This window comes from Marinospirillum alkaliphilum DSM 21637 (assembly GCF_900119735.1).
Taxonomy (GTDB): domain Bacteria; phylum Pseudomonadota; class Gammaproteobacteria; order Pseudomonadales; family Halomonadaceae; genus Marinospirillum; species Marinospirillum alkaliphilum.
Genome location: NZ_FPJW01000001.1, coordinates 167,048 through 193,471, shown reverse-complemented (window position 1 = coordinate 193,471; position 26,424 = coordinate 167,048). Strand labels below are relative to the sequence as shown.

The 26,424-nt window shown below is 56.9% G+C and carries 20 protein-coding genes and 1 tRNA gene; 12 read left to right on the top strand and 9 right to left on the bottom strand.

What is annotated here, in order from left to right; genetic code table 11:
* Window positions 1-65: 65 nt before the first annotated feature.
* On the bottom strand, window positions 66-3,359 hold the full coding sequence (locus tag BT114_RS00915) for a transglutaminase family protein (RefSeq protein WP_072324436.1): 3,294 nt from the start codon (window positions 3,357-3,359) through the stop codon (window positions 66-68).
* 55 nt (window positions 3,360-3,414) lie between these two features.
* Window positions 3,415-4,497, bottom strand: coding sequence for a zinc-binding metallopeptidase family protein (locus BT114_RS00910; RefSeq protein WP_072324435.1), 1,083 nt, complete (start codon window positions 4,495-4,497; stop codon window positions 3,415-3,417).
* Window positions 4,498-4,587: 90 nt separating this feature from the next.
* Here BT114_RS00910 and BT114_RS00905 point away from each other — a divergent pair, with 90 nt between their 5' ends.
* From BT114_RS00905 to BT114_RS00895, 3 genes are all read left to right on the top strand, one after another.
* Window positions 4,588-7,188, top strand: a complete 2,601-nt coding sequence (locus tag BT114_RS00905; protein WP_072324434.1) for a circularly permuted type 2 ATP-grasp protein — start codon at window positions 4,588-4,590, stop codon at window positions 7,186-7,188.
* A gap of 11 nt (window positions 7,189-7,199) precedes the next feature.
* On the top strand, window positions 7,200-8,096 hold the full coding sequence (locus BT114_RS00900) for a transglutaminase family protein (RefSeq protein WP_072324850.1): 897 nt from the start codon (window positions 7,200-7,202) through the stop codon (window positions 8,094-8,096).
* Between the two features lie 77 nt (window positions 8,097-8,173).
* Window positions 8,174-9,145: a glutathione S-transferase family protein gene (locus tag BT114_RS00895; protein ID WP_072324433.1), complete on the top strand. Its 972-nt coding sequence runs from the start codon at window positions 8,174-8,176 to the stop codon at window positions 9,143-9,145.
* A 264-nt stretch (window positions 9,146-9,409) separates the two neighbouring features.
* Here the strand turns inward: BT114_RS00895 and BT114_RS00890 are convergent, their stop codons facing one another.
* Window positions 9,410-10,177, bottom strand: a complete 768-nt coding sequence (locus tag BT114_RS00890) for an endonuclease/exonuclease/phosphatase family protein (RefSeq protein WP_072324849.1) — start codon at window positions 10,175-10,177, stop codon at window positions 9,410-9,412.
* A gap of 4 nt (window positions 10,178-10,181) precedes the next feature.
* Window positions 10,182-12,629 (bottom strand): YbeU/YbeR family protein, encoded by a 2,448-nt coding sequence (locus BT114_RS00885; protein WP_143142739.1) that lies wholly within the window; start codon window positions 12,627-12,629, stop codon window positions 10,182-10,184.
* 86 nt (window positions 12,630-12,715) lie between these two features.
* Between BT114_RS00885 and BT114_RS00880 the strand changes: the two genes are divergently transcribed.
* Window positions 12,716-13,102 (top strand): DUF488 domain-containing protein, encoded by a 387-nt coding sequence (locus BT114_RS00880; RefSeq protein WP_072324431.1) that lies wholly within the window; start codon window positions 12,716-12,718, stop codon window positions 13,100-13,102.
* Window positions 13,103-13,138: 36 nt separating this feature from the next.
* On the opposite strand, the gene BT114_RS00875 is transcribed toward BT114_RS00880, so the two are convergent.
* Entirely contained in the window at window positions 13,139-13,972 is an 834-nt protein-coding gene (locus BT114_RS00875; RefSeq protein ID WP_072324430.1) for a carbon-nitrogen hydrolase family protein, read from the bottom strand.
* 83 nt (window positions 13,973-14,055) lie between these two features.
* Here BT114_RS00875 and BT114_RS00870 point away from each other — a divergent pair, with 83 nt between their 5' ends.
* The 4 genes from BT114_RS00870 to BT114_RS00855 all read left to right on the top strand — a co-directional run bounded on the left by BT114_RS00870 (window position 14,056) and on the right by BT114_RS00855 (window position 17,521).
* Entirely contained in the window at window positions 14,056-14,280 is a 225-nt protein-coding gene (locus tag BT114_RS00870; protein WP_072324429.1) for a DUF962 domain-containing protein, read from the top strand.
* Between the two features lie 124 nt (window positions 14,281-14,404).
* Window positions 14,405-16,387: an exoribonuclease II gene (locus BT114_RS00865; RefSeq protein WP_245770365.1), complete on the top strand. Its 1,983-nt coding sequence runs from the start codon at window positions 14,405-14,407 to the stop codon at window positions 16,385-16,387.
* 47 nt (window positions 16,388-16,434) lie between these two features.
* A tRNA-Pro gene (locus BT114_RS00860) sits at window positions 16,435-16,511 on the top strand.
* A 158-nt stretch (window positions 16,512-16,669) separates the two neighbouring features.
* Entirely contained in the window at window positions 16,670-17,521 is an 852-nt protein-coding gene (locus BT114_RS00855) for an alpha/beta hydrolase (RefSeq protein WP_084661760.1), read from the top strand.
* Window positions 17,522-17,616: 95 nt separating this feature from the next.
* Here BT114_RS00855 and BT114_RS00850 read toward each other — a convergent pair whose 3' ends face one another.
* Entirely contained in the window at window positions 17,617-19,068 is a 1,452-nt protein-coding gene (locus BT114_RS00850) for an aldehyde dehydrogenase (protein WP_072324428.1), read from the bottom strand.
* A 198-nt stretch (window positions 19,069-19,266) separates the two neighbouring features.
* Here BT114_RS00850 and BT114_RS00845 point away from each other — a divergent pair, with 198 nt between their 5' ends.
* From BT114_RS00845 to BT114_RS00830, 4 genes are all read left to right on the top strand, one after another.
* A complete protein-coding gene (locus BT114_RS00845; protein ID WP_072324427.1) occupies window positions 19,267-20,166 on the top strand; it encodes a helix-turn-helix domain-containing protein in 900 nt (299 codons plus the stop codon).
* A gap of 119 nt (window positions 20,167-20,285) precedes the next feature.
* Window positions 20,286-21,497: a 4-hydroxybenzoate 3-monooxygenase gene (pobA, locus tag BT114_RS00840; protein ID WP_072324426.1), complete on the top strand. Its 1,212-nt coding sequence runs from the start codon at window positions 20,286-20,288 to the stop codon at window positions 21,495-21,497.
* A 23-nt stretch (window positions 21,498-21,520) separates the two neighbouring features.
* Window positions 21,521-21,922 carry a protocatechuate 3,4-dioxygenase gene (locus BT114_RS00835; protein WP_072324425.1) on the top strand — a complete coding sequence of 134 codons (402 nt, stop codon included), beginning with the start codon at window positions 21,521-21,523 and terminating at the stop codon, window positions 21,920-21,922.
* On the top strand, window positions 21,915-22,763 hold the full coding sequence (locus tag BT114_RS00830; RefSeq protein WP_072324424.1) for a class III extradiol dioxygenase family protein: 849 nt from the start codon (window positions 21,915-21,917) through the stop codon (window positions 22,761-22,763). Before BT114_RS00835 ends, BT114_RS00830 begins: the two co-directional genes overlap by 8 nt.
* A 70-nt stretch (window positions 22,764-22,833) precedes the next feature.
* Here the strand turns inward: BT114_RS00830 and BT114_RS00825 are convergent, their stop codons facing one another.
* The 3 genes from BT114_RS00825 to BT114_RS00815 all read right to left on the bottom strand — a co-directional run bounded on the left by BT114_RS00825 (window position 22,834) and on the right by BT114_RS00815 (window position 26,419).
* Window positions 22,834-24,480: a methyl-accepting chemotaxis protein gene (locus BT114_RS00825; RefSeq protein ID WP_072324423.1), complete on the bottom strand. Its 1,647-nt coding sequence runs from the start codon at window positions 24,478-24,480 to the stop codon at window positions 22,834-22,836.
* Window positions 24,481-24,566: 86 nt separating this feature from the next.
* Window positions 24,567-25,895, bottom strand: coding sequence for a TRAP transporter large permease (locus BT114_RS00820; protein ID WP_072324422.1), 1,329 nt, complete (start codon window positions 25,893-25,895; stop codon window positions 24,567-24,569).
* Window positions 25,892-26,419 carry a TRAP transporter small permease gene (locus BT114_RS00815; protein WP_072324421.1) on the bottom strand — a complete coding sequence of 176 codons (528 nt, stop codon included), beginning with the start codon at window positions 26,417-26,419 and terminating at the stop codon, window positions 25,892-25,894. Before BT114_RS00815 ends, BT114_RS00820 begins: the two co-directional genes overlap by 4 nt.
* Between the last annotated feature and the right edge of the window lie 5 nt (window positions 26,420-26,424).

The window sequence follows — 26,424 nt, the reverse complement described above, 5'->3', positions numbered from 1 at the left end:
TCCATGACGACTTTGTTGCAATCTGTATACCAGTTATCACAGCGTCGGTTTCAACGCAATACAGATCAATCCCTGGCCCGGTGATGCCAACGTAGATCCAGCGTGCAGGGGTATTCCCGATTCACTGGTTCCTGTGCCGGCTGCATCCGTCCCTGACTGTGTCCCTGTGGCCAGAAGCGGGCCAGACGCCGGGCTTCGGCTTCATTGGCATTGACCGGGAAAGATTCATAATTTCGACCTGCCGGATGCGACACATGGTAGGTGCAGCCGCCCAGTGAACGCTGATTCCAGCTGTCGTAAAGGTCGAACACCAAGGGTGCATGCACCGGAATCATCGGATGCAGTGCAGATGGCGGTTGCCAGGCACGGTAACGCACCCCGGCCACCGCCTCGCCTTCCACACCGGTGGCTTGCAGTGGCAGCAGGCGGCCATTGCAGGTGACCTGATGACGGGCCGGATTAAAGCCCTTCACCTTCAATTGCAGCCGTTCAACGGAGGAATCCACATAACGGGCGGTACCACCCCCGCTGACTTCTTCACCCAGCACATGCCAGGGTTCCAGCGCCTGACGCAGTTCCAGTTGCACCGCGTCGTAGGTCACCCGGCCATAACTGGGGAAACGGAATTCCAGGAAGGCAGCAAACCATTCCGGCTGGAAATCAAAACCGAAGTCGGCCAGATCCTTCAGTACGTCCTGCAGGTCTTGCCACAGGTAATGCGGCAGCATCCAGCGGTCATGCAGGCTGGTGCCCCAGCGCACCAGCGGCTTGCGATAGGGTTCACGGGCAAAACGCGCCACCAGTGCACGAATCAGCAGTTGCTGCATCAGACTCATGCGGGCATGCGGCGGCATTTCAAAACCGCGCAGCTCCAGCAGTCCCAGACGCCCGGTGGGGCTATCCGGTGAATACAGCTTGTCGATGCAGAATTCAGCCCGGTGGGTGTTGCCGGTGATGTCGGTCAGCAGGTTGCGCAGCAGGCGATCCACCAGCCAGGGCTGGGTGACTTCACCGACTGGCATCTGTTGCAGGGCAATTTCCAGCTCGTACAGAGCTTCATGGCGCGCTTCATCGATGCGTGGCGCCTGACTGGTGGGCCCCATGAACAGCCCCACAAACAGGTAAGACAGGCTGGGGTGGTGTTGCCAGTAGGTCAGCATGCTGGCCAGCAGATCCGGGCGACGCAGGAAGGGGGAGTCCACCGGGGTTTCACCACCAAGGGTGACGTGGTTACCGCCACCGGTGCCGGTGTGACGCCCATCCAGCATGAACTTGTCGGTGCCCAGTCGCGTCTGGCGGGCTTCTTCATAAAGAATTTCAGTGTTGCGCACCAGCTCCGGCCAGCTGCGGGCGGGCATGATGTTGACCTCAATCACACCGGGGTCCGGGGTGATCATGAATTTTTCAATGCGTGGGTCAGACGGTGGCGGATAACCTTCAATGCACACCGGCAGCTGCAACTGGGCGGCCGTCTGTTCCACTGCAGCCAGTAACTCGACCCAGGCTTCCAGATCATGCAGCGGTGGCATGAACACAAACAACTTGCCTTCACGCGGTTCAATGCACAGCGCGGTGTGAATCACTTTCGCACCCGGTTCATCCGGGTACTGGTCACTGAGCCGTTGTGGTTGCTGTGTCTGCCAACTGCTGTAACGGCTGGCCATTTCACCATGCAGGTCAGCCAGTGGCTGGCGGGGTTCAAACAGGCTGGATGGCTGTGGTTGATCATCCCGTCCGGCTCGCGGCAGGGCCGACAGCGGCAGGCGTAATCCCATCGGGGAATCACCGGGCAACAGGTAGAGGTTGCTGCGTTTTAATGGCCAGTGGCCGGATGTCCAACCCTTGCCGGGCTCCGGACGCGCCAGCGGCAACACAAACCCGGTGACTTCATCCAGCCCACGCTCCAGCAAGCGGGCCAGACGGGCACGGTTTTCATCATCCTTGAGGTTTTCGCCTTCCAGCTCCACATCCACCGGCTGGTTTCTTTCCAGCCACAGGTAATGGTAGGCATCTTCATACGCACGGATCAGCCAGCGGGCACTGACCCCCAGCCGACGAGTGAGGGTTTCAGAAAAAGCACCGGCCTGTGCCACACCCACGCCGTAATCTTTGGTAATGTCGGCCAGCCAGCGGTCTTCCCGCCACAACGGCTGACCATCCTTGCGCCAGTAACAGGCCAGCGCCCAGCGCGGCAGGCTTTCACCCGGATACCACTTGCCCTGCTGGTAATGCATCAGGCTGCCGGGCGCAAAACGCGGACGCAGGCGTTTTAATAACTGTTCAGACAGGCCCCGTTTGGTGGGCCCATGCGCGGCCGTGTTCCATTCTGGTGCATCCATGTCATCAATCGAAACAAAAGTGGGCTCACCACCCATGGTCAGGCGCAGGTCTTCCGCTTCCAGCACTTCATCCACCTGTTCACCCAGTTGCAGGATCTGTTGCCAGGCGTCTTCGGTGTAGGGCTTGGTGACACGGGGTTCTTCGTGGATGCGGGTGACTTCCATGTGAAAATCAAAGGTCACTTCACAGGGATCAGAAAAACCGGTGATGGCGGCGGCAGAGGTTGGCTCCGGAGTGGCTGCCAGCGGCAGGTGGCCTTCCCCGGCCAGCAGGCCGGAGGTAGGGTCCAGACCGATCCAACCGGCACCGGGCACAAACACTTCCGTCCAGGCGTGCAGGTCGGTGAAATCCACTTCCGTGCCGGACGGGCCATCCAGCGCTTTGACATCCGGCGTCAACTGAATCAGGTAACCCGATACAAACCGGGCCGCCAGCCCCAGATGCCGCAGGATCTGCACCAGCAGCCAAGCCGAATCCCGGCAGGAACCCAGGCGTTTTTCCAGGGTTTCTTCCGCCGTCTGCACCCCCGGTTCCAGCCGCACGGTATAAGCAATGTCCTGCTGCAAACGCTGGTTGATTGCGACCAGGAAGTTGACAATGGCTGCCGGTTCACGTGGCACCTCGGTCAACCACTCCATCAACAACGGGCCGGATTCGGTCACTTCCAGATAAGGAGCCAGATCGCGTTTCAGGCTGTCACGATAAGAAAAAGGAAACTGCTCGGCGGATTCTTCCACAAAAAAATCAAAGGGATTGATCACCGTCATCGGGGCAACCACTTCCACTTCGACCTGCAAAAACTTCACCTTGTCCGGAAACACCAGCCGTGCCAGATGGTTACCGAAGGGATCCTGCTGCCAGTTGATGAAATATTCACCGCCGGTGATTTTCAGGGAATAACTGTCAATCGGGGTGCGGCAATGGGGAGCAGGCTTGAGACGTATCAGGTGAGGTGACAGCTTTACCGGCTTGTCAAAGTCGTAACGGGTATGGTGCTTCAATGCAACACGGATGGTCATGGTGACGTATTCCCTCGCTGTCTCACGAATAAACGACTTTAGAAACCTGAATAAATCAGAGCAAGCCCTGTGCCATGATCACCTGATGCACCAGCCGCAGTTTGTTGATCACTGCCGGGGCCAGTACAAACGGGTAGGCATGATCATGCCCCATGCTGCGATTCAGGCTGTTGAGTGCGGTGGTCAGTGGCAGCCAGGTCTGGATCAGCCAGTCAAAATCGGCACCCAGCGCCGGATTGAACCCCTGAGCCAGTTGCACACCGGCAGCACCACTCAATGAAGGCTGCACACTCAGGCCAAACTGCCCAGCGGTTTCCAGGGTATCCAGAATATGCAGGTAGTGCGCCCAGGTTTCTGCCCAGTCTTCCCAGGGATGGGCACTGGCATAAGCACTGACATGCTGCTGTTGCCAGTCACCGCTGGCACCTTCACTGTAATGCCGCTGCAAGGCGGCGGCATAATCCTGGCGCTCATCCCCGAACAGCTCCCGGAAGGCAAACAACCATTGGCTGTTGCGGATCAGTCGGTCCCAGTAGTAGTGGCCGGACTCATGGCGAAAATGCCCCAACAGGGTGCGATAAGGTTCTGCCATGCGGCTGCGCATCTTTTCGCGCCGCACCGGATCAGCCTCAGCAATGTTCAGCGTGATCAGGCCTTCGGAATGACCGGTCAGCACCCGCCCACTTTCAGAAAAGGTGGGTTCAGTGTCTTCCAGAAAATCAAATTCCAGCCCGGTCGGATCAATTGAGCGGGAGATGAGTGGCAACCCCAGTTGCAACAGGCTGTAGATCAGGCGGCGTTTTTCGGTTTCCAGGCTCAGCCAGAACCCGCGATTCTGTGGTTGGCCAAGGTCCGGAATGGTGCGGTTGAGGCGGCAGGCAATACAGAAATCATGCGGATCATCCGCTGGCAGCATCCAGTTGCACACGGCCTGGTACTGATAGTTGCTGCACTGGCGATACAGGGGAACAGTGAAATCCTGCTGTCCCAGGGGACGCCAAAGGGTTCCATCCACCGGTTCAAAGGCTGTTAACGTCAGTTGTTCCGGTACAAAGCCCAGCAGTGCACCACAGTGATTACACTGGGTATTCTCAAAAAACACCAACTGACCACAGCCAGTGCAGGAATAAAGCTTCATGCCTTTGGACTCCCTGAATACGCGCCTCTTGTGGGAGGTGACAATAATTGGTGACAATAGCAGCTAAATGCCATCGGGAATATCTCTGTCATGCTGAATACCTCTGCACTCGGTGACGAGTTGCGCCAGTTGCTGGACAACTACCCGGTCACGCCGGGTTATGACGAACTCGTCGAACCGGATGGCAATATTCGTGCCCGCTGGCAAGGCGTACTGGATGAACTGGCTGATCTGGGTCTGGATGGGCTGAGCCAGCGCTCAGAAGAAGTGCAGAACCTGCTGCATGAAAACGGTGTGACCTTCAACGTTTATGAAGACGATGCCGGTAAACTGCGCTCCTGGCAACTGGACCCCCTGCCCTATGTGATCAGTACCCAGGACTGGGAACCGCTGGAACAGGGCCTGATTCAGCGCAGCCGCCTGCTGGAAGCCCTGGTTGAAGACCTCTACGGTGAACGCCGGGTGATCCGTGATGGCATCCTGCCTCCCGAACTGGTTTACACCCACCCGGCTTGGCTGTTTGCTGCGGCGGACAATCAACACCGCTCGGAACGCCCGATGCTGATTTTCCACGGCATGGACGTGATTCGTGATCACCTGGGTGAATGGCGAGTGATGGCCGACTGGACCCAGGCGCCTTCTGGTGCCGGTTATGCGCTGGAAAACCGCATCCTGCTGGCACGTGCCATGTCCACCCTCTACCGGGATGCACCCTTGCGGCGACTGGCCGGTTTTCTGCAGGCACAGCACCGTTGCCTGGCACAGCTGGCCCAACACCACCGCGAAGAACCCAATATTGTGCTGCTGACCCCCGGCCCTGGCAGCCCCGGTTATTTTGAACACGCCTGGCTGGCCAACTACATGAACTTCTCACTGGTGGAAGGCGGCGACCTGGTGGTGCGTGACGGTCAGGTGGCCATGCGTACCCTCGGTGGCCTGAAAACCGTGGACGTGATTGTGCGCCAGATCACCGATCCCTGGTGTGATCCGCTGGAACTGCGCGGTGATTCCCTGCTGGGTGTGCCCGGTCTGATGCAGGCAGCCCGTCGTGGCGAAGTGGAAATTGCCAACACCCTGGGTGTGGGTGTGCTGGAACACCCGGCACTGACCTGCTTCATGCCTGCACTGTGCGAGTTTCTACTGGGTGAGCCACTGCTGCTGAAAGGCCGTGAAACCCGCTGGTGCGGTGAACCTGAACACCTGCAAGACCTGCTGCAGTTCCCACCCCGCTGGCAACTGCGCGACATCAGCGACCCCGGCACGGTGATCCATCCCGAACACCTGACCACCAGCCAGCGTGAACGCCTGCAGCAGGCCATGCAGCACTCACCACACCTTTATGTTGGCCAGTTGCCGATGCAGGCCGCCTCCACCCCCAGTTTCAACAGCCGCGAACAACGCCTGCAACCCCAGCCGGTGAACCTGCGCCTGTTCAGCCTGGCTGATCCGGGTGAAATGAAAAAACCGGCGCGTGAGCGTCAGCACCGCATCATGCCCGGCGGCTTGGCCTGGGTTGCTGAACCCGGCACCCCGGTGATGGAAAGCACCCTGGTGAAAGACATCTGGGTACTGGCACCAGTCACCCAGCCGCACGTCAGTCTGCTGCGCCAGGCCCACGGCCCGGTACTGGTCACCCGTGACGGCAAGGACCTGCCCAGTCGTGTCGCCGACAGCCTGTTCTGGATGGGTCGTTACGGTGAACGCCTGGACAACCGCACCCGCCTGCTGCGTGAAACCCTGGGGCATCTGCTGGAAGACGGCCAGTTACCGCTGGACCAGACACTGCTACCGGATCTGTTCACCGCACTGGAAGTGGAGCTGCCGGACTTTGATTCCACCGAAGACACCCCGGCACTGATTCGTGCCCGCAAGATGAATTCCCGCAGCAGCCGCCAGTTCATCCTGCTGCGTGAAAAACTGCTGGATCAACTGGGTGAACAGAGCATGGATGGCCTGCCCTGGCTGTTCAGCCACTTTTTGCGCAACAGCCGCGCAGTGCGTGATCACCTGGGTGATGATGCCTGGCGTACCCTCAACAGCCTGCGTCAGAAATTCAATGACCTGCCGCGCACCCAGGGTGCCAGCAGTGGGCGCCGCAGTCTGGAAGACCTGGTCACCCATCTGGCCGCCTTTTTCGGGCTGTGCAATGAAACCATGCCGCACCATTACGGCTGGCGTTTCATGGACATCGGCCGTTTCATTGAGCGCCTGCTGACCAGCCTCGAACTGCTGAAACTGGCTTTGATCACCGCCCAGCAACCGGGCATTCCCCTGTGGGAAGTGGTGCTGGCAACCACCGACAACCTCACGGTATATCGCCGCCGTTACCGCTCACAGTTGCACCCGACCGCCATTCTGGATCTGCTGCTGTTTGATGAAACCAATCCGCGCTCGGTCGGCTACATGCTGAAGCGACTGGGCCGCCAGATTGAACGCCTGCCGCAGCCGGGTTCTTCGCCCTTCCGCAGCCGGGAAACCCGTCTGGTGATTGAAGCCACCAGCCGTCTGCACCTGGTGGATCTCGACAGCCTGGTGGATCTGGATACCTCCAGAGATGCCCGCAAGGCACTGGAGGCCCTGCTGGACCAGTTGATTGATCCCATTTCCAGCCTGTCCGACGCCATTTCGCACAGTCACTTCAGCCATGCCGAAACACCACGGCAGCTGGTCACCCTGCAGACCAGTGTATGAGAGCCGTCAACATGAAATACCTGCTGCGCCACACCACCCGTTACGACTACACCAGCAGTGTCACCCTCAGCCACAACGAGGCACGACTGCTGTTGCGGGACCTGCCCTGGCAGAAGTGTGAAAACACCCGACTGATCATCACCCCGGAACCGCTGCGCCAGCATGAACGGCGTGATTTTTTTGGAAATCGAGTGGTGTATTTTGCCATTCAGGACATCCATGACAGTCTGGAAGTGACGGTGGAAAGCCAGGTCACTACCCAGCCACGCCCGCAACCGGACATCGGCATGACCACCCCCTGGGAAACCGTGGCTGAACAGATGGCACCCGGCAGCCACCACCAGAACCCGGTCACCGAGGCCGCTTGCCTGGAAGCCCGACTGTTCACCCTGGACTCCCCCTTCATCCGTCGTCAACCGGAGCTGGCCGAGTTTGCCATGGAAAGTTTCACACCGGGCCGTCCGCTGATTGAAGCCATCCTGCACCTGAATCGACGCATTTTCACCGAATTCAAATACGACCCGGAATTCAGTACCCTGGCCACGCCGGTGCTGGATGTGCTGCACAATCGCAAGGGGGTGTGTCAGGACTTTGCCCACCTGGCCATCGGGGCCTTGCGTTCCATCGGTCTGGCCGCCCGTTATGTCAGTGGTTATCTGGAAACCCTGCCACCACCGGGGCAGGAAAAACTGCTGGGGGCTGACGCCAGCCACGCCTGGCTGGGTGTATTTGTGCCCAGTTGGGGCTGGATGGAAATTGACCCCACCAACGGCAGCACCCCTTCCGAGCGTTACCTGACACTCGGCTGGGGAAGGGACTATGCTGATGTCACCCCGCTGAAAGGCGTGATGAATGGTGGCGGCGCACATGATCTGCATGTGGCGGTGGATGTATTGCCTGCACCCTGAACCTGCGGCAGTTGCAGGGGTCTGATTCTTTTAGAATAACTTTCTGATAATACAGAATAACTGCACTGGAGAGATTGATGGGCTTGCTTGTTGAAGGTCAGTGGCACGATCAGTGGTATGACACCGAAGAAACCGGCGGACGTTTTGAGCGTTCCAGAAGTCAGTTCCGCAACTGGATCACCGCTGATGGTTCAGCCGGTCCCAGCGGCAAGGCAGGATTCAAGGCCGAGGGTGGTCGTTATCACCTGTATGTGTCACTGGCTTGTCCCTGGGCTCACCGCACCCTGATCTTTCGTCGCCTGAAAGGGCTGGAAGCCTTGATTGATGTATCCGTGGTGCACTGGTACATGGCTGAACACGGCTGGACCTTTGAACCCGGCCCCGGAGTGATTGCTGACGCGCTGTTTCAGGCGGATTACATGCACCGGATTTACACTCAGGCAGACCCGGACTATTCCGGCCGCGTCACCGTGCCGGTGCTGTGGGACAAACACCGGCAAACCATTGTCAGTAATGAATCTGCCGACATCATTCGCATGTTCAATTCAGCCTTTGATGGTATCGGTGCCCTTGCCGGGGACTACTATCCCGATCATCTTTGCAGTGAAATTGATGCAGTGAATGCGCGGGTGTATGACGAGATCAACAACGGGGTTTACAAGGCAGGTTTTGCCACCAGCCAGGAGGCCTATGAAGAAGCTGTGGTTCCGCTGTTCAAGGCGCTGGACTGGCTGGAAACACGGCTGGGTGAGCAGCGTTATCTCTGTGGTGATCAGGTGACCGAAGCCGACTGGCGGCTGTTCACCACCCTGATCCGTTTTGATGCCGTTTATGTCGGGCACTTCAAATGCAACCTGCGCCGCATTGCCGACTATCCCAACCTGCAGGGTTACCTGAAAGAGTTGTACCAGTGGCCCGGCGTGAAGGAAACCGTTGATTTCCAGCACATCAAAGGCCACTACTACCAGAGCCACGACATGATCAACCCCACCCGGGTGGTGCCTGAAGGACCACTACTGGACCTGGATAGCCCCCACGGGCGCAGCTAGGATTCACTATTGCGCTTGGCCATGCTGCGTTGAAATTGACCTCAAAATGCTCATTTACTACGTGTAAACTGCGCTTTCTCGGTCAATTTCGCCTTGCCTGGCCTGCGCTCATAACGTGAATCTTTTAGCCTGTCTACTTAACTGACTTAACCAATCACTGGCCGTGAAGCGCAGCAATTACAACACTCGGTGGTAGGCTGGCAAAATATAAACGCACTACAACAGTTGGTTATGAGCAACGTAGCAGGAAACCAACAGCTAAAGCTAATGGATCCATTTATCCCCTCCCAGCAGCAGGGTCATAGGCATATGGTCACTGAAGGGTATCCAGTCTTCATAGCCGCCCACTGACAGCTCCGACGACTCGGTTAGGTCCGAGGACGTGAAAAAATAGTCTATGTGATAGGGTTTTTGGAGATTACGCTGCAAGAAGAAAGTTGGCCGGGTTTCACACCCCTGCTGTTCCCCTGAGTCATGATGATACTGGCTCTGAAATCCCAGCACACTGAGTTCCGCCACTACATCCGAGTGATTCCACCAGCGATCTGGTTTGTCCCAAACACAATTACTGTTGAAGTCGCCAAGAATGACCGTGCCAGGCTTGTGCAAGTCTGAGCGGTGAATTTGAAGGTACTTCCAGAATTGCCCAATGTAACCAAAGGACTCGTTATTACTGCCTTTGGTCCATACAGCCAATACAGTGATCTTTTCATTAATTGTGAATGGCAAAAACAAACGAAGGTCTTCTGTGCTCCAGCATAGCGTTTCACTTTGACTTTGCAGACCAGGCAAATGAAAAAAGCCACTCCAGTTTAAGCGTTGAACTGTGCAGCCTTTTTTAGGAAACACACCAATACCACGATTTTTTGACTCACCAATCCAGAGATAACTCCCTGCCCATGCTTTGTATTCGTCCGTAGAGCAAGCCGGGTCTTCGCACTCTTGAATCACTAGCACATCAGCATCAAGGCTATCAGCCTGTGCCAACTTTCGCCTCAGTGCGCCATTGCAATTCCAGGATACAATTTTCATCGGTTCAGTGTAATCGGCGGCGAGCACTGCCCAGTGCCGTCGCCTGCTGATGCCAGTCGCGCTGGCGTTCACCCGGCCAGGCCAGGGTGTACCAGAGGCCGCCCTGGGGCGGTACTGCAATCAACAGGCTCAGCAGTCGCTGACTGAAAACTTCCAGCAGTTCAGCGCGGTTGTCACTTTCATTCATAAAGAAGTTGTAACCGGCCAGCAGGGCACGGGCAAAGTCTGCCCAACCGTGGTATTCACGGGTGATCAGGCCGCGTATCCGCGCCAGCCAGTCCAGCAGCTCAGCATCGTCCAGCCAGTCCAGTTGATAACCGGCCACCGCCAGATCCACCAGCTGCACCATGTCCCAGGCGGCCAGGTCCACATCATTGATGCCCAGGGTATTGTGCTTCACCCGCAACAGCCGCTGGTAATAGGCTTCCTGCTCTTCATCCCGCTCTTCCTGCTCATGGGTTTCGATTTCGATATCGAGCCTGGCCGGATTCAGGGTGAAGGGTGAAAAGGCAATCATGAACTCCTGACGGTCACCGGCCTGGAACAGGTGATTCAGGTAGTCCTTGAGATCTTCTTCCTGCTGGAACAGGTGAGTTTCCTGCAGCAGATTGCGCAGCTCCTCACGTGGGCCCATCGGCAGTTTTTCCGGCCAGGACCAGTGAATGCCGGTCAGCGGCCCAACCAGATTCAGTGTCGCCAGATCGGCTTCACTGACCGGTTTACCCGGTTCGGTGAAACGGGTGGGCGGGCGTTTCCAGGGCAGGAAGCGGAACAGGCTGCCGGGATCTTTCAGGTGCCATTCCAGTTCAGCCTGCAGGGGTTTTTCCTCACCGCCAAGAGTCAGCACTTCATCCCAGCCCTGCCAGGCTTTTAATAATTGCATGGCGGAAGGGTAGTGCCAGCTCAGGTAATCCTTGAGTGCCAGCGCCAGTTGGCGGGCTTCAGTTTCCGGGTAATGGCCGGTTTCCAGTGCCTTGACCAGATAAAAGGCATACTTTTCCGCCATCACCACCCCGGCGGGCTGCTTCACCAGATCAGCCAGCAAGGGGGCCTGTTGTTGCCAGGCATCCCAGACTTCCGGCACTGCCGCCAGATTGTCAGGCAACTGGGGAATCCGTCCGACCCGTGCATTCAGCGCCAGTTGATCATAATGATGCACCCGTCCCGGCTGCCAGAAACGCGCCAGCGTAGTGGTCAGGCCTTCTTCAGCCTGGATGTCGAGCCCGGCAAACAGGTATTCACGTGCATCATTGCGCCGTGAAGCGGGCAGACTACCCGGTTCCAGACCGGTCAGCAGGCAGGCATCATCCCGCAGGCTGGCAACCAGGCAACCCAGCAACAGTGGATCATCCAGGCGGGCGGAAAAATGCTGGATGGCATCACGAAAATCCGGGTGATCCAGAGACAGGGCCTGCCAGTCCAGTTGATTGCAGGGTGAAAAGGGCGATTCCGTCAGCAGTGCCCAGGTCTGCTCCAGCTCGGGGCTGAGGGTGAAACTGGTCTGGGTCTGCCACAGCTGATAACCCAGCAGGTAACTGTCACGCAGTTGTTGCCAGTTCTGATACTGGCTGCGCAGCAGCCACAGGGCCACCAGCGCCACACTGCGCCATTCGGTGGCGGTCAGGTAACCGGCCAGATATCCGGCCAGTGCCAGGTCCGCCATGCGTACCCAGTCCCAGGCGGCCACATCCAGCTGGGGCAATTCGACCAGCGTTTCCAGAAGGTCACCATAACCATCAAACCCTTCCGGCAGTTCACTGCGCCAAAGTTCATGGTCTTCATCAGAAGCCTGCTGCAACCACTGAAAATCCAGCTGCCAGGCATAACGCTGACCCTGTCCGCACAACCAATAGAGCAGCTGGCGGCAATCAGTGGCGGAATGCACCTGCCAATAATCATTCAGGGTGGCCTGCACATCTGGCCAGAAACGCTGACGCAACAGCTCCGGGTCATTCAACGGCTGACCATAAACCACAAAACTGGATGCACGCACTGCCAGTGCATAACCCATCGGGGTGCTGCGCACCCGCAGTGGCTCCGGCAAACGCCGAGTTAAAGCCGCCAGGGATTCCGCCGGTTGCTCCAGCTGGTTCCAGGCGGAAAAATCAGCGGTTGCCAGTTGCTGTAACCGGGGTGCTGAAAAACCTTCATGCTCCAGTTCCGCCAGCCAGGTCTGCCAGCGGGGAAAACGCAACAACAAATGGCGGGCAAACAACCCCTGCCAGGCATCTGCCTCTGCTTCGCTGATCCAGTGCAGCCGCTGCATGGCCTGAACCACCAGCAAGCCGTTGATCAAGGAAGAAGCAGTGGACTGCTGCCAACAGAGATACAGAAACGGGTAAGCATCCGCTAGCTGCGACAGGCGACATTCGGCTAAAATCTCTCCTGTCTCGCGGTCATCACAAGACAGGGAAATGAAAGGACGCAGCCAATCGGACAAGGAGACAGACAAAAGAACCCCCGCGGGAACAAGATAAAGTGGCCTATTCTAACTGAGACACGCGCCAGCGTCAGGCCAATTGCACAGGGAATCCAGCCATGACCGACAAGCTCCACATCAAATGGCTTTACGCCCCCAAAGAAACGCAGGATGGCACCCGCATTCTGGTGGATCGACTGTTGCCACACGGGCGGGATCAGCGGGATCTGGACATCGACCTCTGGTGTCAGCAGGTGGCACCCAGCAGTGGCCTGAAGCGTCAGCTGGCCCAGGGTGAACTGGACTGGAAAAACTTTGCCCGTTATTACCGCGACGAACTCTACCAGCAGCCCGACAAGACCGATGAACTGATCCATGCCCTGCAGACTGGCCCGGTCACCCTGCTGACCGCTGAACGGGAGCCGGAACAGTCACCCTTGCCGGTCCTGAAAGAACTGCTGGAGCTGTGGATTAAAAACGGGGTACCGGAAAAACCCTTTTCCTGAGTAGACCGTGCTGAGCTGTCCGGGCGCAATGACTGCTTACAGACGGCGATGCTCAAGTGCGGGTAACTGCTGACGCAGCTCGGCCAGCCGCTGGCTGCTGAACATACCGGTTATCACACCCTCACCTTCCGGCAGACAGGCCAGCACCTCCCCCCAGGGATCGACCAGCATTGAATGCCCCCAGGTGCGACGGCCACTGGCATGTTCACCGGCCTGTGCCGGTGCCAGCAGGTAACAGAGATTTTCCACCGCCCTGGCACGCAGCAACAACTCCCAGTGCGCCCGTCCGGTCGGCACCGTAAAGGCCGAAGGCAACACCAGCAGGTCAACACTGTCCAACTGGCGAAACAGCTCAGGGAAACGCAGGTCATAACAGATGCCCAGCCCCACCCGACCAAAGGGAGTATCAAAGGTCACCGGCTGATCACCCGGCACAAAGCTGCTGGCTTCGTTGTAACGCTCTTCCCCGCGCTGAAAACCAAACAGGTGAATCTTGTCATAACGAGCCACCCGACCGCCGTCCGGGCCATACACCAGGCAGGTGTTGGTGAGTCGATCAGGAAACGGGCTTTTTAACGGTACACTGCCACCCACCAGCCAGATACCCAGTCGCTGCGCCTGCTCAGCCAGAAAATCCTGCATGGGCCCCTGCCCATCCTGTTCAGCCAGGGCAAATTTGGCCTGTTCATCCCGATGTAATAACGGGAAAAACTCCGGCAAGGCCACCAGTTCTGCACCGGAACCTGCTGCCTCGGCCAGCAGTCGGGCAGCCGTGTCACGATTGTGGGCCCAGTCTTCACTGCTGGTCATCTGCACTGCAGCCAGCATGACTTCAGCCTGTTGGTGGGAAAAACTGCGGGGATGCAACATAAGCGCTCCGGCAATGAAATCAGCAAGATGAATGGGGTAGAATCCGAAACCTGATTTCGAAGTTTAACAACAGGACCCTTTTTATGGCACCCAGCATTGTGTTTCTGCACTTCATTGGCGTGGTGATTGTGATTCTTGGCCTGACCCTGCGGGAAAAACGCCGCACGCTGGGCACCGCGCTGGCAGTCGCCGGTTTCCTGATTGGCACCGCTCCGGTCTGGTACGGGCATTTTGTCGGCCCCAGCCCCAGTGAAATGCGCCAGATGCAGATTCAGCAATTCATGATCCCGGACCGGCCTGCTGAATAACCCCTTGCCGACCCACACAAGGTGCCAGCCGGAAAAAAGCCTGTTTACCCAAAAAGGCTTGTTTCGTCACCGGCTGGCGGTATAGTGAGCCCCTTCTTTTTTGCCGTCTGAACAGGTTGGTTCCATGCAAAATGCTCTGCTGAAAAACAACGCCCTGCTGTCGCAGCTGAAATCCCAGTTGCGTGAGTCCACACCGCGTGTGGAAGGGCGCATCAAGGCCACTGACAAGGGTTTTGGTTTTCTGGAAACCGAAGACGGCAAAAGTTATTTTGTGCCACCACCGCAGATGAAGCTGGTGCTGCACGGTGATCTGGTGCGCGCCGCCCTGCATGAAGAAACCGACAAGAAGGGTGAACAGCGCCAGACCGCTGAACCCGAGGAATTGCTGGAAGCTAGCCTGAGCCGTTTCATCGGCCGCATCCAGCGGGTGCAAGGCAAACTGGCAGTGGTGCCTGATCACCCCTCCATCAAGCAGCCGTTAAAAGGCAAAAGTGTTTCCGGGCTGGATGAAAGCAGCCTGAAGGACGGTGACTGGGTGGTGGCTTTTCTGGAACGCCATCCGCTGAAACCGGCTGACAAGAGCTTTTTTGTTGAAGTCACTCAGTTGATTGCCACTGCCGAGGATCACTACGCTCCCTGGTGGGTGATTCTGGCACGGCACGACCTGCCCCATGAACAACCGGTGATTGAAGAAGACTGGACCCTGACCGACCCGGAAGGGCTGGTGCGCCAGGATCTGACGGCAGAAGCCTTTTTCACCATCGACAGTGACTCCACTCTGGACATGGACGATGCACTGGCCATCACCCCGCTGGATGCCGGTGGCTGGGAATTGAAAGTCGCCATTGCTGACCCTTCTGCTTATGTGCTCGAAGGCAGTGCCGCTGACATTGAGGCCCGCACCCGTGCCTTCACCCTTTACCTGCCGGCCCGCACCGTCACCATGCTGCCGAAAACCCTGTCCGACGATCTCTGTTCCTTGATGGAAGGACAGAAACGCCCGGCACTGGTGGCCAGCATCCGCATTGATGCCGCTGGCAATCTGGTCGGACCGGCTGACTTCACTGCGGCCTGGATTCAGTCCAGCGCCCGCCTGGACTACCAGAAGGTATCCGACTGGCTGGAGGGTCAGGGCGACTGGCAACCGACCAGTGACAGCCTGACCAATGCCTTGCGTCAATTACAGGCACTGGCTGCCACCCGCCTGCAATGGCGACATGATCATGCACTGGTGTTCCGCGACCAGCCGGACTACCGCTTTGTGCTGGATGCCGATGGCAAGGTCACGGACATTCTTGCTGAAGAGCGTCGAGTGGCCCACAAGATGGTGGAGGAAGCCATGCTGCTGGCCAACACCTGTGCAGCAGACCTGCTGGCAGAAAAAGTCGGTCAGGGCATCTACAACGTGCATCAGGGCTTTGACCCTGAAAAAATCGGCCATGCCTTGAAGCTGATTGAAGAACAGGGACTGAATTACCACGGCGAAGCCTTTAATGCCGAAACCCTGGACACCCTGGCCGGTTTCCGTCACCTGCGACTGGCACTGGATGACTTGCCATCCGGCTGGCTGGATGCGCGCCTGCGCAAGGATCAGGGTTATTCACTGCTGTCGATCCTGCCGGGTCCGCACTTTGGCCTGGGCCTGCAACAGTACGCCACCTGGACATCACCGATTCGCAAATACGGCGATCTGGTCAACCACCGTTTGATCAAAGCAGTGCTGGCCGGTGTCACGCCGCACCCGCTGGAAGACACCCTGACCGAACAACTGACCGCAGCCCGTCGCATCAACCGACTGGCTGAACGGGATGTGAAGGACTGGCTTTATGCCCGCTTCCTGAGTGAACAGATCGGCGAGCGTTTTGATGCCGAAATCATCAGCATCAACCGCGGTGGTCTGCGCGCCCGACTGCAGGCCAATGGTGCGGTGGTGTTTGTACCCGCTTCCAGCATTCATGCCGTGAAAGAAGAAATGAATGCCGATGCGGAACACGGCTGGATCATGATTGGTGACGCCATACGTTACCGTCTCACCGACCGGATTCAGGTCGAATTGAGCGAAGTGAAAGTGGACCAGCGCAGCCTGATCGGACGCCTGGTCGGCTGAACAAATCGCTTGCATATCAAGGGCAAATCATTATGATATGCAGCGTTCGGAGTGTAGCTCAGCTTGGTAGAGCACTGTCTTCGGGAGGCAGGGGTCGAAGGTTCGAATCCTTTCACTCCGACCAGCATTCCCGCTTCATATCCTGCATATGAAAGCTGCATCAGCAAAAAGCCACCATCGGTTTCACCGGGTGGCTTTTTTTGTTCATGATCCTGCCATTGCTTTTCATTCTGCCTCAGGACAAACTGACCAGCATTCATCTGTCGTCAAAGGAAGCAAACGATGAACCTGATTCCTGCCCTGATGTTCCGCACTCCGGCCAACCCCATTCCCCGCCTGGAATTACAATACCGTCTGACGGATCAACAGGACGCACCGCCGGTACTGTTTGTGCATGGTATTTTCAGCGGCGCCTGGATCTGGGCCGAATATTATCTGGACTGGTTTGCGCAACAGGGCTTTCATGCCTACGCCCTGAGTTTTCGTGGTCACGGTCAGTCCTCGGCACCCGACCCACTGGGACAATACAGTCTGCAGGAATACGTGCAGGATCTGGCTGATGCCATTCGCACCATAGAACAGAGCCACGGCCAGCAACCCCTGCTGGTGGGTCATTCCATGGGCGGCATGGTGGTACAGAGTTACCTGTCACAGTATCGCGGCCGCGGTGCACTGCTGCTGGCCAGTATTCCACCGCAGGGCTTGTTGCCCGTCTCTTTCAGCAGCTTTCTCAGCAACCCGCTGCAGGCGCTGAGCATGAGCAAAAACTACCTGCTGCCGGAAACCGTGGCACCGCATGAGTTTGCCCACTTCATGTTTGCCCGCCCGGTGAACGGACACAAGATGCTGCAGTGGATGCAACAGATGGTGCGGGAATCCCTGCCCCTGTTATGGGACATGAGCTGGCAGGATCTGCCTGCACCCTGGGCAGTGGCCCGCACACCGCTGGTGGTGGTAGGAGCTCGCCACGACCGGCTGATTCCACCGGACATGGTGCAACTCACTGCCAGCACCTATGGCACCCAGGCCTATTGGCTGGACACCGGCCACGGCATGATGCTGGAAGAAAACTGGCAGGAAGGTGCCGAACAACTGGTCGAACTGCTGCAGAAACTGGTTTTGAAAACCCGTTGAAACGGATCGAAAAAAGGCTGTCCACAAGGTGGACAGCCTGAAGTTTACAGCTGCGTCATTTCGACTGGGAAAACGTCAATTCAGCAAGCGTCAACTCAGAAAGGATAATGCCGCTCGCCAGTCTGGCTGGTGACCCAGCGCAGCTCGGTGAACTCATTGATTGCAGCCTTGCCACCAAAACGCCCGTAACCACTGGCCTTGACACCACCAAAAGGCATCTGGGCCTCGTCATGCACGGTCGGACCGTTGATATGGCAGATGCCACTGTCCAGCTGTGCTGCCAGTTGCATGGCCCGTGACACATCACGGCTGAAAATGGCGCTGGACAGACCATATTCGGAGTCATTGGCCAGATGCAGGGCATTCGCTTCATCCTTCGCACGAATCACCGACACCACTGGACCAAAAGACTCTTCACTGTAGATCCGCATGCTGCTGTCAACGCCATCCAGCACCGTGGCCTGAATCAGATTGCCATCCGCCTTGCCGCCTGCAACCAGTTTTGCCCCTTTGCCGACCGCATCATCAATCAGTCCTTTCAGTTTTTCCGTGGAATGGCTGTTGATCACGGAACCCAGCACCACATTGCCACCGGCCGGATCACCCACCGGCAGCGCCTGGGCCTTGGCTGCCAGCTTGCTGACAAACGCATCAGCAACAGCCGGAGTGACAATCAGGCGCTCGGTTGACATGCAGATCTGCCCCTGGTTCATGAAGGCACCAAAGGCTGCCGCATTCACGGCTGCATCCACATCAGCATCATCCAGCACCAGCAACGGTGCTTTGCCGCCCAGTTCCAGCAACACTGGCTTCAGGTGTTCGGCTGCCAGTTTGGCAATGATCTTGCCAACCCGGGTGGAACCGGTGAAGTTGATGCGGCGCACCGCCGGATGATCAATCAGGGCTTTGACCACTTCCGGAGCATCTTCCGGTGCATTGATCACCATGTTCATGACACCCTCCGGAATACCGGCTTCACGCATCGAATCACTGATCAACTGGTGTGTGGCCGGGCACAGCTCGGATGCCTTGAACACCACGGTATTGCCGCAGGCCAGTGGCATGGCAATGGCACGCACTCCCAGAATCAAGGGGGCATTCCAGGGCGCAATACCCAGCACCACACCCACCGGCTGACGAATGCCCATTGCCAGACTACCGGGTACATCAGATGGAATCACTTCACCGGCAATCTGCGTGGTCATGGCAGCAGCTTCACGCAACACACCGCAGGCAAAGTGGGTGTTGAAACCACCCCAGGGGCCTGTGGCACCCATTTCAGCAGTCATGCGACTGGACGCCTGCTCACCCTTGGTGGCAAGGATATCAGCTGCTTTCAATAACAGGGCGCGGCGTGCATTGGGTCCCAGGGCGCGCCAGGCAGGAAAAGCTGCAGCTGCAGCATCAGCCGCTTTCACTGCATCAGCAGGGGTGGATGCTGCAGCGCGGGTCACCACTTCACCGGTCACCGGGCTGATGACATCAAAAGTCTTGCCGCCAGTGGCCGGGCAATCCTGATTATTGATCATGGAATGGACTGTGAACATCTGAGTTGCTCCTGTTATTTTTGTTGATGCAAAACAATAGTTATACTGCTTAACTAATTACAGGGTGAGAGTAGGATGCTTTTGTACCAGATACAAGCCTTTTACATGGCTCTAACAGCTATAACAGGATGCGATAGCCACAGGGGTGATTTGACACTAACCTAGATCCGCAATGCTGACTGACCATCGGAGCCGGCAATGAATAGCCTCGCACAGATTCCCTTTTTCACCCTTTACGGGGAACAGCCGGAAAAAAGTGTGCTGGAGTCCCTGCACATTGAAAGCATCTCCACCCGCAGCTCTTCCAACAACTGGGTGATCCGACCGCACCGACACGGCCAGTTGTATCAGGTGGTGGTGATGAGTAGCGGCTCCGCTGAGGTGTTGCTGGATGAACAACGTCAGCAATGCAACAGTCCGGTGGCCATCTGCATTCCACCGGGTGCCGTGCATGCTTTTCATTTTGCCCCCGGCACCGAAGGATCGGTGCTCACCTTTGGACTGGACCTGCTGGAAGATCAGGATTACAGCCACACTGCAGGGCATTTTTCCGAGCTACTGTCTGCGCCACAGATGATTCGCTTCACACCAGAAAACCTGCAGTTGCAACGCCTGCAAGGTTACCTGAGCGATATCCAGCAGGAACTCAATTCCGAACGCCCCGGCCAGTTTCTGGTTCAGAAATGGCTGGTGCGGCTGGTGATGATGTCGCTCAAACGCCAATGGCTGGATCTGGGACTGGAACAACAGAACCCGGATCAAAGCCTGTCGCTGATCCGCAGCTTCCGCCATCTGGTGGAACAGCATTATGCTGAGCAGTGGAAGGTGGAAGACTATGCCCGCGAACTGAACCTGCCACCGGCCCGCCTCAATCGCCTGTGCCGCAACCTGCTGAACTGCAACGCCAAACAACTGCTACAGGAACGCCTGCTGCTGGAAGCACGGCGCAAACTCATCTACACCCGCATCCACATTGAACAGATTGCCTTTGAACTGGGTTTCAGTGATCCGGCCTATTTTTCTCGTCTGTTTCGCCAGCACCAGGGCTGCTCACCCCGCGAATACCGTGCCCAGCACGAACACACCCACTGCCACTGATCGGACCACTGAAAGAAAAGTACCAGTTTTTGCTCGAAACCTGACTTCAGTCAAAAAACACCCTGACGGATCCTTGACTCACCCAATTGACACAAAGACAAAAACAAAAGAGGTGAGCAATGAACAAATCAAGAACCCAGGTTGCCATCATCGGTGCCGGGCCTTCCGGCCTGCTGCTGGGCCAGTTGTTGCACAAACAGGGCATCAGCAATGTGATTCTGGAACGGGTGACCGGCGATTATGTGCTGGGCCGCATCCGGGCCGGCATTCTCGAACAGGGGTTTGTCAACCTGGTGCGGGAAGCCGGCGTTGCCGAACGCATGGATCAGGAAGGTCATGTGCATGATGGCGTGGAGCTGTGCATCAATGACCAGCGGCACCGCATTGATCTGAAAAAACTGACCGGTGGTGATGCTGTGGTCTGTTACGGCCAGACCGAAATCACCCTGGACCTGATGAATGCCCGCAAGGCCTCCGGCCAGACCACGGTTTACGAAGCTCAGGATGTGCAATTGCATGACGTCAAATCCGAACAGCCTTACGTCACCTACACGCTTGAGGGTGAAACCCACCGTCTGGATTGTGACTACATTGCGGGCTGTGACGGCTTTCACGGTGTTTCCCGCCAGACCATTCCTGCCGAGGTACGCACCGAGTTTGAGCGCGTTTATCCTTTTGGCTGGCTGGGTCTGCTGTCTGACACACCACCGGTGCATGACGAACTCATCTACAGCAAGACAGATCGTGGTTTTGCCCTGGCCAGCCAGCGTTCATCAACACGCTCTCGTTATTACCTGCAGGTGCCTCTGACCGACAAGGTTGAGGACTGGCCGGATGATGCCTTCTGGGCCGAACTGAAAAAACGCCTGCCCGCTTCGGTACGCGACAAACTGGTCACCGGCCCCAGCATTGAAAAAAGCATTGCTCCGCTGCGCTCCTTTGTCTGTGAGCCCATGCAGTACGGCAAGCTGTTCCTGGTTGGAGATGCCGCCCACATCGTGCCGCCCACCGGTGCCAAGGGTCTGAATCTGGCCGCTTCCGATGTGGCCACGCTCTACAAGGTGATGACCCGTGTTTACCGGGAAGGTGACAAGGACTGCATCAACCAGTATTCCGACATCTGCCTGCGCCGTGTCTGGCACGGTGAGCGCTTCTCCTGGTGGATGACCAACATGATGCACGAGTACGACAACCTGGACGTGAATGGCACCGATGCACAGACTTTTCAGCGCTTCATGGAGTCCGAGCTGGATTATTTCCTGAACACGGAAAATGGCCAGCGTGTGATTGCCGAGCAGTATGTCGGCCTGCCGTTTGAAGACCTGAAATAAACAACGTCAGGAGGGCCAAACCCATGGTCTGGAAACAGCACGACTATGATGCCATTCCCGGCACCTATGTTTTTGACGGTCAACGCTCCCACTCGGGTTACAACCTGAACCGCATGGCCTTTTCATTCAATGAACAGGCCAACCGGGACGAGTTTGCCCGTGACATGGATGCCTATTGCCGCAAGTACAACCTCAGTGATGAACAGCGTGAGGCGGTACTCAGGGGCGATTTTCTGAAGCTGCTGCAACTGGGCGGCAATATCTATTATCTGGCCAAGATTGCGGTGTTCCATGGCCTGACGGTTCAGGATGCCGGAGCATCCTTTCACGGCATCACCACGCCCGAATTCAAGCAGCACCTGGTGAATCAGGCGCAGGGGTTTGAAGAGAAGCTCAGAAAAACCGGAGGTTACTGGCATGGCTAAGATTGTTGGTGGGCTCACCACCTCACACATTCCGGCCATCGGCAATGCGATGAGCCAGAAGCTGGAAAAGGATCCCTACTGGAAACGTTTCTTTGATGGTTATGAACCGGTCAAGGCCTGGCTGGATGAGGTGAAACCGGATATTGCCATCGTGGTGTACAACGATCACGGCTTGAATTTCTTTCTGAATCAGGTACCGACCTTTGCCATTGGCTGTGCCGATCAGTATGAAAATGCTGATGAAGGCTGGGGACTGAAAACACTGAGTTCCTTCAAGGGTGATGCCCAGTTTTCCTGGCATCTGGCTGAATCACTGATCAACAGCGATTTTGACATGGCCACCTGTCAGGAAATGCTGGTGGATCATGGCCTGGTGGTGCCCATGGCACTGATGTGGCGCCATCTGGACGAATGGCCGGTCAAGGTGGTGCCACTGGCGGTGAATACCGTACAACACCCCTTGCCCGGTGCACGCCGTTGTTTTGCACTGGGCAAGGCTCTGCGCCAGGCCATTGAGTCTTACCCGGAAGACCTGAAGGTGGTGATTTTCGGAACCGGCGGCCTGTCGCATCAGTTGCAGGGAGAACGTGCCGGTATTCTGGATACGGATTTTGACCTGCAGTGCATGGAAAAAATCATCCATGATCCGGAATGGCTGACTCAACTGAGCAACACGGAAATCATGGAAAAAGCCGGTACCGAAGGCATTGAGGTGATCATGTGGATGGTGATGCGTGGCGCCTTGCAGCCTGAGGTGAAAGTGGTGCACAAACACTACCATGCCCCCATCTCCAACACCGGCGCCGGGGTGCTGGTACTGGAAAACACCAACGACAGCTGAATCACGCAGCATGCGGCAAAAAACAGGCGGCCAGTAAAATGACCGCCTGTTTGCTTTCATCAACAGCCTTTCAGAGCACAAAACGCCGAACGGTTTCCTGCAGGGATCTGGACAGCTCGGCCAGACGTCGACTGGAACTGGCCACCTCGGTGGAAGACCGGTTGTTCTGCTCACTCATGCGGGCAATCTGCTCAACACTCTCGGCCACCTCGGCACTGGTGCGTGTCTGCTCATCCAGTGCCGAAGAGACCTGCCCCACACGATTCACGGCCTCCGCAGACGCCTTGCTGATATCACGGATCACCTCACCGGCATGCCCGGCCTGCTGAACACTTTCCTGTACCTGCTCCACCTGCTGCTGCATCACCTGCACTACTGCTGCAGTTCCTTCAGTGATCAGATTGACCTTCTGGGTGATTTCACGGGTGGAGGCCGCTGTACGTTCTGCCAGTTGCCGTACTTCATCCGCCACCACTGAAAAACCCCGCCCCTGTTCGCCTGCCCGTGCCGCCTCAATCGCCGCATTCAAGGCCAACAGATTGGTCTGCTCCGCCACATCACGGATCACTGTGACTACCTGGGTGACCTGATCAGAATGCTGTCCGAGCACCGTGACAGAGTCCGAAGCCTGAGCAGAAATTTCCGCAACTCGGCGGATATCAAGGATCACGGCTTCAAACACCTGCTCACCCTGGCGGGACAGCTCACCGGAGTGGCGGGAAATGTTCCTGGCTTCACCGGTGAGCAGATTGATGTTCTCGATTGAACTGCGCAGTTGCTGAATGGCACTGCTGATTTTCAGCGCCGCCTCGGACTGCTGATCGGTTGCCTCGGAAATGGCATCGGTGGTACCGGCCAGCTCACCGCTGGCAGCAGCAATCTGTTCCGCATTGGACTGGATGGTTTCCACCATCCGTCGCAACTCCTGCTGCATCTGCTGCAGCGCCTGAACCAGTTCACCGATTTCATCACGTCGCCGAAGACTGATTGCTGTATTCAACTGACCGCTGGCAATATCCCGGGCAAAACGCATGGCTTCCTTCAGGGGACGCATCAGAATTGACCGCGCAAAATAAAGTCCGGCAGCCGCTGAAGTGATGGCAGCAAACAGGATCACCCCCACCACCGTCCACACCGCCTGACGAAAATCCTGTTGCTGCTGCAAGTAATCCATTTCGGTCTGCTGCAACAGCACTTCAATCAAATTGCCGATGCCCCCCACCAGCGCATTGATGGCCGGGTAAAGCTCGGTTTCAGCAACAAAGTGCAGCTCCATGGTGGCCCCCAGGCGTAACTGCCCGATAATGCCACGAATCATCTCGTGCCCCTGCTCAAGCTGCGGACTCAGTTGCCGGTAAAGCTGTTGTTCACCAGCCGTCTGAGGCAACGCCAGGTACGCTTCCCAACCTGCGGTGATGGCATCATAGGTCTGCTGAATATTTTCAGCAGCAGTGTAAGGATCCAGCGTACCATCCCGAACCTGCTGCACCGACTGGGTCAGTTCAATAGAGTAACGATCCGACAGGTGTTTCAACCCGTTCAACGGCACAATGCGGTGATGATAGGTCTGATCAAAGCCCTGCAACTGGCCTTGCATGCCTTGCAAACCGATCACGCCCACAAAGATGGCAATGAAGATCTGATAAAAAATGGCCATGTACAGGATATTGCGGACGGAAAAACGTCCTGCTGCCGAAGCAGTGAACCTTGCATTCATGACAACCTCTGCATTGTTGTTATTGAGGCCTGCTGACCGGACAGGAACCTCTGAGGCTCCTGTCATCGCGGCAAGGAAGCAGTACCCTATCCACCCAGCCAACTGATCAGACCCAGCGACAGAACCGGGAACGCCACCAGCAGTACGATCCGCATCACATCAGCAATCAGGAAAGGCCAGACACCGCGGAAGATGGTGGCCATCGGAATGGTTTTGGCCATGTTGGCAATGATGTACACATTCATGCCGATCGGTGGTGTGATCAGGCCGATTTCCATCACCACCAGCGCCAGAATGCCGAACCAGATGGCCTTCTGCTCCATGTTCAGATCGAAGAAGTCCATGCCAAGAACCACCGGCAGAAAAATCGGCACGGTCAGCAGGATCATGGACAGGGAGTCCATCACACAACCGAGCAGGATGTAGATCACAATCAGTGCAAACAGCACCACAAAGGGATTGAGTCCAAGCCCCTGAATCCAGCTGGCAAAATTGGCAGGAATCTGGCTGATGGCCATGAAGGCATTCAGCATGTCTGCACCCAGCAGTATCAGAAACATCATGCCGGTGGCTGTTGCTGTACCGGTCAGGCAATCCAGCCAGACACCGTTTTTTAATCCACCGGTCTTCCAGGCCATGAAGCCTGTCGCCATCACACCAATGGAGGCCGCTTCGGTCGGAGTGAAGATACCGCTGTAAATCCCACCGATGACAGCAGCAAAAATAAGCAGCACCGGCCAGGTGTTGATCAGGGTGTAAATCCGCTCACTCCAGCTGTGAGGTGCATCCAGCTCACCACCGGAAGCAGGGTCAACACGGGTGATGATGCCAATCACCAGCATGTAGCTGACCACAGCAATCAAGCCCGGCACAAAGGCTGCCATGAACAGCTTGGCAATGTTCTGTTCCGCCAGAATGGCGTAGATCACCAGCGGCACTGATGGTGGAATCAACATCCCCAGGGTGCCACCGGCAGCCAGGGACCCGGCGGCCAGGGAATCCTTGTACTTTTTGCGCTGCAATTCCGGCAGCACCACCTGTGTCATGGTGGCGGCAGTGGCCAGCGAAGAACCACTGATGGCACCAAAACCGGCACAGGAAGCCACACCCGCCATGGCGGTACCACCACGCCAGTGGCCAATGAAGGCATTACCGGCGCGGAACAGTGCCTTTGAAAGGCCGCCATGGGTGGCAAACTGACCCATCAGCAGAAACAGCGGAATCACTGACAGGTCATAGATGGAAAAGCGGCTGTAAGGCATGCTTTTCAGAAAGCTGATCAGCGGAAACCAGCCGGAAATCCAGATGTAACCCACGGCACCAACAATGAACATGGCAATACCAATATGAATCCGGATCACCAGCATGCCCATCAGTACCAGCATCATGATGATGCCAATCATTGTACCTGTCATGATTTAAACAGCTCCTTCAGGTCGCTCAAGCAGGTGACCAGAGCTGCCACACCGAGCATGAAAAATGCAGGAATCATTGGGATGTAGGTCCACCAGATGGGTAAACCCAGTACCATGGTGGTTTCCTGGTAGTCCACCATGTCCAGATAACCGTGATACACCCGCCAACAAAGCAGAAAAGCCACCAGCGCCAGCAACAGTGCCGCCAGACTGTCGAGTGCCTTTTTCAGGCGCTCCGGAGCCCAGAGGGTGAAGAAGTCCACAAACACGTGACCCCGGCGCAACTGGCAATAGGGCAGACACAAGGCAATGGCCATGGCTGAAACCATTTGCACTATTTCGTAATCACCCTGAATGGGTTGGTTGTACACCGCCCGCCCCAGCACACTGATGACCGTCATCACTGATTCGAGAATGAAGATCAGGCCACCGATGACAGCAAAAGCCAGGCAGATCCATTCGATCAGTTTGTACAGCAGGTTGCTGCCTTCACCGGGTTGAGCAGGAGTTGACATTTCAGACATGAAGC